9 protein-coding genes are annotated in these 11,074 nt (G+C 62.2%); all 9 read left to right on the top strand.

The window, feature by feature from the left end; all coding sequences use genetic code 11:
- Positions 1-305: 305 nt before the first annotated feature.
- The 9 genes from ACODR6_RS31800 (at position 306) to ACODR6_RS31840 (ending at position 10,816) form a co-directional block, all read left to right on the top strand.
- Positions 306-644 carry a hypothetical protein gene (locus tag ACODR6_RS31800; protein WP_112720538.1) on the top strand — a complete coding sequence of 113 codons (339 nt, stop codon included), beginning with the start codon at positions 306-308 and terminating at the stop codon, positions 642-644.
- A gap of 137 nt (positions 645-781) precedes the next feature.
- Positions 782-988: a hypothetical protein gene (locus ACODR6_RS31805; protein ID WP_112720539.1), complete on the top strand. Its 207-nt coding sequence runs from the start codon at positions 782-784 to the stop codon at positions 986-988.
- 207 nt (positions 989-1,195) lie between these two features.
- The gene (locus ACODR6_RS31810; RefSeq protein WP_203428131.1) at positions 1,196-2,002 is read left to right on the top strand and encodes a pseudouridine synthase; all 807 of its coding nucleotides are present in this window, start codon (positions 1,196-1,198) and stop codon (positions 2,000-2,002) included.
- Positions 2,003-2,015: 13 nt separating this feature from the next.
- Positions 2,016-2,702, top strand: coding sequence for a phosphoribosyltransferase (locus ACODR6_RS31815; protein ID WP_489026552.1), 687 nt, complete (start codon positions 2,016-2,018; stop codon positions 2,700-2,702).
- Between the two features lie 115 nt (positions 2,703-2,817).
- Positions 2,818-4,563, top strand: coding sequence for an SLC13 family permease (locus tag ACODR6_RS31820; RefSeq protein ID WP_489026547.1), 1,746 nt, complete (start codon positions 2,818-2,820; stop codon positions 4,561-4,563).
- Between the two features lie 75 nt (positions 4,564-4,638).
- Positions 4,639-5,583, top strand: a complete 945-nt coding sequence (locus ACODR6_RS31825) for a phosphoribosylaminoimidazolesuccinocarboxamide synthase (RefSeq protein ID WP_130284644.1) — start codon at positions 4,639-4,641, stop codon at positions 5,581-5,583.
- A 111-nt stretch (positions 5,584-5,694) separates the two neighbouring features.
- The gene (locus tag ACODR6_RS31830; protein WP_489026549.1) at positions 5,695-6,294 is read left to right on the top strand and encodes a TetR family transcriptional regulator; all 600 of its coding nucleotides are present in this window, start codon (positions 5,695-5,697) and stop codon (positions 6,292-6,294) included.
- Positions 6,295-6,443: 149 nt separating this feature from the next.
- On the top strand, positions 6,444-7,661 hold the full coding sequence (locus tag ACODR6_RS31835; protein WP_489026550.1) for an efflux RND transporter periplasmic adaptor subunit: 1,218 nt from the start codon (positions 6,444-6,446) through the stop codon (positions 7,659-7,661).
- 47 nt (positions 7,662-7,708) lie between these two features.
- The gene (locus ACODR6_RS31840) at positions 7,709-10,816 is read left to right on the top strand and encodes an efflux RND transporter permease subunit (protein ID WP_130284650.1); all 3,108 of its coding nucleotides are present in this window, start codon (positions 7,709-7,711) and stop codon (positions 10,814-10,816) included.
- Positions 10,817-11,074 lie beyond the last annotated feature (258 nt).

Here is an 11,074-nt window from a genome sequence, read left to right on the forward strand (position 1 = left end):
TCCCTCCCAAACAGTCAACAGCGCAAAACCAAGTTTTTTGACATTTTTGTAACAGTTTGATTCGGTTGAGGAATTCTCGGGGAATTTATGCACAGTTCAAGCCCTCCCCTGCTCCTCACCGCGCACCGCCGTCGAAAATCTTTATCAGCTGGTCAAAAAATCGGTTTCTGGACCCTTTGGAAGGGCAATAAAGACCCGGAACCTATTAGAATGGCCGAATAAAGCGCCTCGTCCGTCCCCATCAGAAGCGCGGAACCTAATCGCCGCTGCGGTGTTCTTTCCAGATTGCAAGAAAGGAGACCATGATGGCAGCCAATACCGATGACATCCGCTCGTCCGTCAGCAAGGACATCGCCGCCCTCCAGCAGGAGGTCTCGCGCCTGCAGAAGATGATTTCGGCCCAGGGCACCGAAGCCTATTACGAAGTGCGCGATCGCGCCGGCAAGGTCTATGAAGACGCCCTGCCCCGCGCCAAGAATGCCGTTGCCCATATCCGCGCCGAAGGAAAGGCCGCCGCAGGCGCCGCCCGCGAACATCCGGCCGCCACGACCACGGCGCTGGCGCTCGTCGGCGCGCTCGGCTTCCTCGCCGGATATCTCGTCAGCGGCCAGCAGCAACCACCGCAGCGCAACTGGTGGCGCTGATACCGCGGCGCACAATAATTATGACTTATTGCGGACCTCGGCGACCTTAAATTCGCCAAGGTCCGTAAATACTTAGGTCTTAGAAAAACCAATTTTTAATGCAAGGTATTAGATCATATAACGAGGGAGGACTAATCATGGAAAACCGGAAGACGAACTGTATCGTCGAGGTTAGCGTAAACGGCGTAAACGGCCGTCGCGCCATCGGCATCATGAACATGCAGCAGGCACTCGACCTGCCCGACATGGCAAGCCTGTCCTACACGCATCCCGATCCGGTCAAAGCGGCGGCCGGCATCACTGTCAGCCGTCAGGAGCTTGCAGGTTTCCTGGCCTATCATTGATTGCGGCCGATCATTGATACAGGCATGGCAGATCATGGGTTTTTGACCCTCTAATCCTTCGTCACGGCGCCCTTCGCGCCGATACCTATTCGTGCGCGCCCGCATATCCCTATTCTCTGAAATTCTCTGGATTTCTGCCGCCCACGCTGGCGCCATCCGTCCGTTCGTGCCAAGAACCTGCTCCATGAACGCTTCAAGGACAGCGCAGTGAGGGATCGGCGCCCCCCGCAGAAGTTGCGAGACCGCGCCAAGCCCGCCGCCGACAATGGCGGCAAGCGGGTGACCCTGCCCCGCGCGCTCTCCAAGCTCGGCTTCTGCTCGCGAACCCAGGCCGAGCGGCTGATCGCCGAGGGCCGCGTCCTCGTCGATGGCCGCAAGATCACCGATGCCAGCGCCTGGGTGGATATCGCCACCGCGAAGATCTCGGTCGACGGCACGGCGATCGCCGCCGAAGACAAGATCTATCTGATGCTGAACAAGCCGCGCGGCCTGGTGACCACCCGTCACGACCCCGAGGGGCGCCCGACCGTCTATGACTGTCTGAAGGATTTCGACGTTCCGCACCTGTCGCCGGTCGGCCGCCTCGACAAGGCAAGCGAGGGCCTGCTGCTCTTTACCAATGACACCAAGTTCGCCCAGACCCTGCTCGATCCCATCACCCATGTCGCCAAGACCTATCATGTGCAGGTCAACAGGATCATGGATGCAGAGCTGCTGGCCGAAATGACTTACGGCGTGCGCCACGACGGCGAACTCCTGAAGGCGACCTCGGCGCGGCTGCTGCGCAACGGCGACCGCAATTCCTGGATCGAGGTCGAACTCGACGAGGGCCGCAACCGGCAGATCCGCCGCATGCTCGAAGCGCTCGATACCGAATGCCTGCGGCTGGTGCGCGTGGCGATCGGCGGCCTGGAACTCGGCGAACTGCCAAAGGGCGCCGTCCGCGCGCTCACAGAGACGGAGCTCCGCGATCTCAAGCGGCGCACCGGCATGGAAAAGACAAGACGGGATTGAACGGCATATGGAGATCGCTCCCCACGACTTCTGGCAGGAACTCCACCCGCCCGGCACCTTCGAGACCGCTGGCGATTTGACGCATTTCTTTGTCGCCGAACTGGATGACGGCCGCCAGCTACGCCTACCGATCCGCGTTCTCGCCGATGGCGAACACGCTTTGGCATCGCTGATCGTCAACCAGGCGAGCTTTGCCGTTCTCGATGCGCTGGCGACAGCGCTTGCCGCCAGGCTGCAGCAGTTCAAGCCGGACGTGATCGCCGGTCTGCCGACGCTCGGCCTGACGCTTGCCGCCGCCGTTGCCCAGAAGCTCGGCCATATCAGATATGTGCCGCTCGGCACCTCCAGAAAATTCTGGTACCGCGACGACCTCTCGGTCGCGCTTTCCTCGATCACCACGCCGGACCAGCAGAAGCGTCTCTATATAGACCCGCGCATGCTGCCGCTGCTCGAAGGGCGCCGTGTCGCACTTGTCGACGACGTCATTTCCAGCGGCACGTCGATCGTCTCAGGCCTCGGCCTGCTCGATCAGTGCGGCATCGAACCGGTTGCGATCGGCGCCGCCATGCTGCAATCCGGGCGCTGGCGCAGCAAGCTCGCCGCCGCCGGTGGCCAGTGGCTGGACCGTACCACCGGCGTTTTCGCCACCCCGATCCTCGAAAAGACCGCGGAAGGCCGCTGGCGTGCACCGGCCGCATGAGCGCTGACCGCGCTCGGTCTCAAGCTGAGGATTGTGCGATCTTTCTTCCGCCTCTCTCTATACAGCCGCCGAGACGCCGCTACATTCGGCTGACGGTTGCAACGCGAGCCTGCCCATGAATGTCGAGCAAGCCTCCCTGCTGGTTCTCCTCGCGGCGATGCTCATCCTGTTTTCCCTCGATCGCTTCCGGATCGAAGTCGTGGCGATCGGCGGCCTTCTCGCCGGCTTCCTGCTGAAGCTCTATCCCGCCGATGCGGTCTTTTCCGGCTTCGCCAGCCCCGTCGTCATCACCGTCGTCGAAATCCTGCTGATCGTGCAGGTGCTGGCGCAGGCGAAGTTCTTCGATGGACTGGCGCAGCGGTTTCAATCGGCGAAATGGTCAAACCTTGCCGTCATCGCCTCGCTGGCATCGATCACCGGCTTCATCTCCGTCTTCATGAACAATATCGGCGCCTTCGCCATCATGTTGCCGGCAACGCTGAGGGTCGGCACCGTGCTGCAGATCCCGCGCCGCCAGCTGGTGATCCCGATCTCATTCGCCGCCCTGCTCGGCGGGCTGGTGTCGCTGATCGGCACGCCGGCCAACCTGCTCGTCTCCGACGCGCTGACAAAGGCGACAGGTCAAAGCTTCCGCTTCTTCGACTTCGCCTATGCCGGCCTGCCAGTCGCGGCAGCCGGCATCCTGCTCATTTCCTTCCTCGTCACCCGCCTGTTCCCTGAAGCAGACGAGGAAATTTCCGGCCCGCCGCCCGCCGCCCGCCGCATCGTCGCCGAGCGCGAGATCCCGTTCTCCTCGCCGCTGGTCGGGATACGCCTGTCGGACTGTACTGACAGTTTCGGGCTGCAGCCGCATGCGCTGATCCGCGACGGCAGCTTCGTGTTCGGCAGTCTCGCCAAATCGGTGATCGAACCCGGCGACACCCTGCTCGCCGAAGGCGCCGACAGCGTCTTTTCCGATCTCGAAGCCGGCGGCGCCCTATTGGCGCCCGCGCATCCGAACGGGTTGCAGACCGATTTCGCCCGCATCGAGGCCGTCGTCATGCCGGAGAGCACGCTGATCGGCTCGCGCATCCGCTCGCTCGAAGTCTTCCGCAACCGGGGCATTACCGTCACCGCGATCTCCATGCGCTCGCCGCGCATCGAAGGCCGCTTCGAGGATCTGCAGCTGTCGATCGGCGATATCCTGGTGCTCGAAGGCACCCGCGATGCGATCGCCGAGGCGCTGGACGAATGCGAATGCCTGCCGCTTGCGACCCAGCCATCGGCGGGCAGCTCGAAAGGCTCGTGGTATCCTTTCGCGATCTTCGCAGCCGGTGTGCTGCTCCCGGCCTTCGGCGTCCTGAGACCCGAGATCGCTTTCGCCATCGTCGTCTTTGCGCTCGCCGTCACCCGCTTCCTCAACATCCGCCAGGCGATGGCCGACATCAACTGGCCGATCGTCATCATGCTTGCGGCGATGATCCCGATCGGCACCGCCGTTCAGACGACGGGAACCGCCGAAGTCGTGGCGCGATGGCTGAGCCTCGTGGTGCCGATCTCGATGCCGCTCGCCGGAATGGCGGTGCTCCTCTTCGTCGCCATGGCACTGACGCCCTTCGTCAACAATGCAACGGTGGCGATCGTGCTCAGCCCGATCGCTATCGAATTCGCAGAAGCCGCGCATCATCCGCCGGCAGCCTACCTGATCGTCGTCGCGGCCGGCGCCTCACTCGATTTCCTGACGCCCTTCGGCCATCACAACAATACGCTCGCCATGAGCATCGGCAGCTACAGGGTTTCGGATTTCCTGCGCGCCGGTGGCCCGCTGGCGCTGCTTGGATATATAATGACAGTGCTGATTGTCGCGGCTGTCTGGCTTTGAACGCCATTTGCTTGACATCGCCCGCAATGAAACTAGAGCAGGGATAAACCTCTCCCACAAAGGAATGCTGAGCCCGTGCGAATCCTATCCGAAGCCCATTTCCCCGAATTGCCGAACTATTACCGCGGCAAGGTACGCGAGAATTACGATCTTCCGGATGGCAGCCGCATCATCATCAGCACCGACCGCCTCAGCGCTTTCGACCGCATCCTGACCTGCATTCCCTACAAGGGCCAGGTATTGACGCAGACCGCCCGCTACTGGTTCGAGGCGACCAAGGATATCTGCCCGAACCACGTCATCGCCTATCCCGATCCGAATGTCGTCGTCGGCAAGCGTCTCGACATCCTGCCGGTCGAAGTGGTCGTGCGCGGCTATCTCGCCGGCACCACGGGAACCTCTATCCTCACCCTTTATAAGAAGGGCGAGCGCCAGATGTACGGCATCACGCTGCCCGACGGCATGCGCGACAACCAGATCCTGCCGACGCCGATCATCACCCCGACCAGCAAGGAATTCGACGGCGGTCACGACGCGCCGCTGACGCCTGCCGAGATCACCGGCCGCGGACTGCTGACGCAGGAGCAATGGGACACGCTCTCGAAATACGCTCTGGCGCTTTTCGCCCGCGGCCAGGAAATGGCGGCCAAGCGCGGCCTCATCCTCGTCGACACCAAATATGAGTTCGGCACCGATGCCGACGGCAACATCATTCTCGCCGACGAGATCCATACGCCTGACAGCAGCCGCTACTGGCTGGCCGACAGCTATCAGGCCGCCTTCGAAAGCGGCGGACGCCCTGTCAGCTTCGACAAGGATTTTGTCCGCGCCTGGGTCGCCGATCGTTGCGATCCCTATAAGGACGAGATCCCGGAAATCCCGGCCGACCTGATCGAGCAGACCTCCGCCGTCTATATCAAGGCGTTCGAGGCCATCACCGGCCAGGCCTTCATTGCCGATGACAGCGGCGAAACGCCTCTCGCCCGTGTACGCCAGAATCTTGCGCCCTATTTCGCCTGACGATCGCCCGGCCGTACCCGCATTGCGTTTTGCACGCTTGCGGGCGCGGCCGCAGTCGCGTTAGCATTTCGGGAAATAAGGGGATGCCGGCAAAGACCGGCAGAAGGCTGAATGGCACGCAGGCCGAGACGGAAGGCCGAGGAAACGAGAGCCGACATCCTGTCGATGGCGGAGATCCTGTTTCGTCAACGCGGCTATGTGGCCGTGTCGATCGCCGATATCGCGACCGCACTCGGCATGTCCCCCGCCAATATCTTCAAGCATTTTCATTCCAAGACGGCGCTGGTCGATGCCATTGCCGAAATTCACCTTGGCGCGGCGACCGAGCGCTTCGGCGCCGTCGATGGCGATCTGCCGGCCAAGGAGCAGCTGCAGCGCTTCGTCCTGCGCCTGCTCGATTCCCATCTGCAGGACATCCGGGATAACCCCTATATCTTCGAAATGGTGCTGACGACGATCCAGGCCAAGCTCGATGCCGGCACCCGCTACCGGGAGCGGATCGAACATCGCCTGGAGCAGATCATACGGCAGGGTGTCGCCGCCGGAAGCTATAAATGCACCAATACCAGCCATGCGGCGGTGACCGTCGCCGACGTGCTGGCCTGCGTGCTCCATCCCGTGCTGATTGCCCGCGACGACAGGGACACGCTCGTTCACAAAGCACACGACATCGTCAGCTTTGTTGATGCCGCACTGCAAAATAGCGCTTGATAAGTGACGATTGCTGAATTACGTCACTTCAGAAAGCTTTTCTTAAATTCGGATGATGGCGTTTGATCCGGATCACGTAGCGTCTTCCATGGCGCGTCCGGCTGTTTCCGGCTGATCCTTCATATGCCAACCGCACCAGGGAATTCAGAATGATACGGCGTGCTCTCCTCCTCTCCACCGCTCTGGTCTTCGGCGGCTTCCTGGTCGCCTGCAGCGACAGCGGCAACAAGCAGGCGGGCGCAGCAGGCGCTGGCGCCGGTGCCGCCCAGCAGGCCGCACCCGTCGGCGTCGTCGCTCTGACCAAGGACAATTATCCTGTTACGACGATCCTTCCGGGTCGCGCCGAAGCCTATCAGACGGCCGATATCCGCCCGCAGGTCAGCGGCATCATCCGCGAGATCACCTTCCGCGAAGGCGGCGAAGTAAAGAAGGGCGACGTGCTCTACCAGATCGAGGACGCGCCTTATGCGGCCGCGGTCGAACAGGCCAAGGCCGCGATCGCCAAGGCTGAGGCGAGCGTGCCGAGCGCCCAGAGCAACTTCGACCGCTACCAGCGCCTCGTCGGCAGCGGCGCGACGCAGATCGAATACGAAACCGCCAAGACGACGCTGCTGCAGGCTCAGGCGGAAGTCGAATCCGCCCGCGCGGCTCTGGCCTCGGCGCAGATCGATCTCGATCACACCAAGATCCTCGCCCCCTTCGACGGCATCATCGACCAGACCGCCTACAATATTGGCAACGTCGTCGCCGCCAACCAGACGACGGCGCTGACGACGGTACGCCAGCTCGACCCGATCTACATCTCGCTGACGGAATCGAGCACCAACCTGCTGCGAATTCGCGATGCCATGGCCGCAGGCGACATCAAGGACAAGGCGAATGTTGCCTTCCGGCTGATCCTCGAGAACGGCAAGGAATACAATCAGCAGGGCAAGCTCGACATGTCGAAGCAGATCGTCAGCGAGACGACCGGCACCTTCATCATCCGCGTGCTGTTCCCGAACCCCGATCGCGTCATCCTGCCCGGCATGTATGTCCGCGCCACGGTCGAGCTCGGCTCCGAGGACGCCTATGCGCTGCCGCAGCTGGCGACCAGCCGCGACGCCAACGGCCGCCTGACGGCGCAGTTCATTTCCGGCGACGGCAAGGTCGAGACCCGCGTCTTCGAAAATGCGACGCCCTCGAACAATTCGTGGCTCGTAAACCAGGGCGTCAAGGACGGCGACCAGCTGATCGTCAGCGGTCTGCAGTCGATCGCGCCCGGCATGCCGGTGAAGCCGGTTCCCATGAAAATCAATGAAAACGGTGTGGTCGTGGCTGCCGAACAGCCTGCGGCCGGTGACACTCAGAAGCCCGCCGCGAAGTAATTCGCGACGACTCTCACAGTGATCCAAGCCGCACAGGAATAAAACTGATGGCCAAGTTCTTCATCCGACGCCCGATCTTTGCGTGGGTCATCGCGATCACCATCATGCTCGCGGGTCTGCTCGGCATCTACACGCTGTCGATTTCGCAATATCCGGATATCGCCCCGACCACGGTGCGCATCAACGCCACCTATCGCGGCGCCAGCGCCGAAACCGTCGAGAAATCGGTGACGACGATCATCGAAAAGGGCATGACCGGTCTCGACGACCTGACCTACATGACCTCGACCTCGTCGACCGGTTCGGCCAGCATCTCGCTGACCTTCGGCAACAGCGTCGATGCCGACATCGCCCAGGTTCAGGTGCAGAACAAGCTGCAGCTCGTGCAGTCGCAGCTGCCGGGAGACGTCATCGACGCCGGCATCAGTGTCACCCGCTCGACGTCGAGCATCCTGCTCGTGGGATCGCTGGTCTCGACCGACGGCAAGCGCTCCTCCGTCGATCTCGGCAACATCATCTCGAACTCGATCGAAGATCAGGTGCAGCGCCTTGAAGGCGTCGGCAGCATCAACATCTTCGGCTCGGGCTACGCCATGCGCGTTTGGCTCGATCCCTACAAGCTGCAGAAGTTCCAGCTCACCCCAAGCGACGTCACCTCGGCAATCGAGGCGCAGAACACCCAGGTCTCCGTCGGTTCGCTCGGCGCCCAGCCGACGACGCAGGGCCAGCAGCTGAACGTGACGATCACCGCCCAGAGCCAGCTGACCACGGTCGACGACTTCGAGCACATCATCCTGAAGGTCGAGAAGGACGGTTCGACGGTGCGCCTCAGCGACGTCGCCCGCATCGAGATCGGCCAGGAAAGCTATGGCGGCGCCTCGCGCTATAACGGCCAGCCGTCTTCCGGCTTCGCCGTCAATCTGGCGATCGGCGCAAACGCCATCGATACCGCCGAGCGCGTCCGCGCCTCGCTGGATACGATCGGCCGCTCGCTGCCTGAAGGCGTCGAGATCACCTATCCCTACGACACCACGCCCTTCGTCGAGCTGTCGATCGAGAAGGTCATCCACACGCTGATCGAAGCGATCGTGCTGGTCTTCGTCGTGCTCCTGATCTTCCTGCAGAACCTGCGCGCCACGCTGATCCCGACGATCGCCGTGCCCGTCGTGCTGCTCGGAACATTCGGCATCCTCGCGGCGGCCGGCTATTCGATCAACACGCTGACGATGTTCGCCATGGTTCTGGCAATCGGCCTGCTCGTCGACGACGCCATCGTCGTCGTCGAAAACGTCGAGCGCATCATGTCGGAAGAGAAGCTCTCGCCGCTCGAAGCGACCGAGAAGTCGATGGGCGAAATCACCGGCGCCATCGTCGGCATCGCGCTCGTGCTGACCGCCGTTTTCATCCCGATGGCCTTCTTCGGCGGCTCGACCGGCATCATCTACCGGCAGTTCTCGATCACCATCGTCTCGGCGATGCTGCTCTCGGCGCTCGTCGCCATCGTGCTGACGCCGGCGCTCTGCGCCACGATGCTGAAGCCCGTCGACGGTCATAAGAAGAACCGCATCGGCGACTGGTTCAACCGTAACTTCACTCGCTCGACCAACGGCTATGTCCGCAGCATCGGCTATCTCCTGAAGCGGCCGATCCGCGTCATGCTCGTCTTCCTGCTGATCGGTGCCGGCTGCGCCTATCTCTTCGCACGCCTGCCGAGTTCCTTCCTGCCGCAGGAAGACCAGGGCGTGCTGCTGACCATCGTCACGACGCCGCCGGGCTCGACGACCCAGCAGACCCAGGCCGTCGTCGAGAAGGTCGAGAACTATTATCGTGAGAACGAGAAGGACGCAGTCGATTCCGTCTTCGGCGCCCTCGGCTTCGGCTTCAACGGCTCCGGCCAGAACAGCGCGATCGTCTTCACCAAGCTCAAGGACTTCTCGCTGCGTACCGACCCGAACCTGCATGCGCAGGCCGTCGTCAACCGCGCGCTGAAGAACTTCTTCGCCATCCGCGAAGCCCAAGTCTTCGCCCTCCTACCGCCGGCCATCCAGGGCCTCGGCGTCTCGAGCGGCTTCTCGATGTATCTCGTCGATACCGGCGGCCACGGCACGCAGGCGCTCGACGCCGCCTCCAAGCGGCTGATCCAGATGGGCAACAGCAGTGGCAAGGTCGTCGCTCTGCGCTCCAACAACAAGGAAGTCGAGCCGCAGATGAAGATCATCATCGATCAGGAAAAGATCGGTGCAATGGGCGTCGATATCGCCTCGGTCAATTCGATGCTGTCGATCATCTTCACCGGCCGCGACGTCAACGACTTCACGCTGAACGGCGAGATCAAGCCTGTCTACGTGCAGGGCGACGCGCCCTTCCGCATGCAGCCCAGCGATCTCGACCACTGGTATGCCCGCAATACGGCCGGTGAAATGGTCCCCTTCTCCGCCTTCACCAAGACGGAATGGGCGCAGGGTGCGCCGTCGCTCGCCCGCTTCAACGCCACAAGCGCCATCCCGCTCGACGGCGCCTCGGCGCCGGGCGTCAGCTCCGGTGACGCGATGAACGAGATGGAAGCGCTGACCGCGCAGCTTGGTGGCGGCTATACAGTGGCATGGCAGGGCATCTCCTATCAGGAGCGGCTCTCCGGCTCGCAGGCGCCGATGCTCTACGCGATCTCGGTCCTCGTCGTCTTCCTCTGCCTTGCAGCGCTCTATGAAAGCTGGTCGATCCCGTTCTCGGTGATCATGGCCGTGCCGGTCGGCGTGCTCGGCGCGCTTGCGGCGGCAACGCTCTTCGGCCAGGCGAACGACGTCTACTTCAAGGTCGGCCTGCTGACGACGATAGGATTGGCGGCGAAGAACGCGATTCTCATCGTCGAGTTTGCCAAGGACCGCATGGAGACCGGGATGGGCCTTTTAGAGGCGACTCTCGAAGCGGCAAGGCTGCGTCTGCGCCCGATCATCATGACCTCGCTCGCCTTCATCCTCGGCGTCGTGCCGCTGGCGATCGCGACCGGCGCAGGCTCGGCAGCGCAGAATGCCATCGGTATCGGCGTTCTCGGCGGCATGCTGGCGGCAACCGCACTCGGGATCTTCTTCGTTCCGTCCTTCTTCGTGGTCATCCGCCGGGTGTTTTCGCGGCGCAAAAATGAGGCGGGAGTGTGATAAAAATACACTGCCCGAACGCCAGACTCATTGCTACATTGCGGCCGACTGCTTCGGCATGGTGTATCTCGTTGGCACGGAGCGCGGCCGATTGCGAAGCATGATGCTTCGGACAAGAAATTTAGGACTTGGTCGAGTTACAGGAAGAACATTGCATGGTATCTCTTCGTTATGCCACACCGGCGTTGATGCTTTTGTTGGCGGGCTGCGTAAGCGGCCCGGATCATGTACCGCCGGAAATGCCGCTTCCTGCGAAGT

This window comes from Rhizobium sp. FG96 (assembly GCF_057808655.1).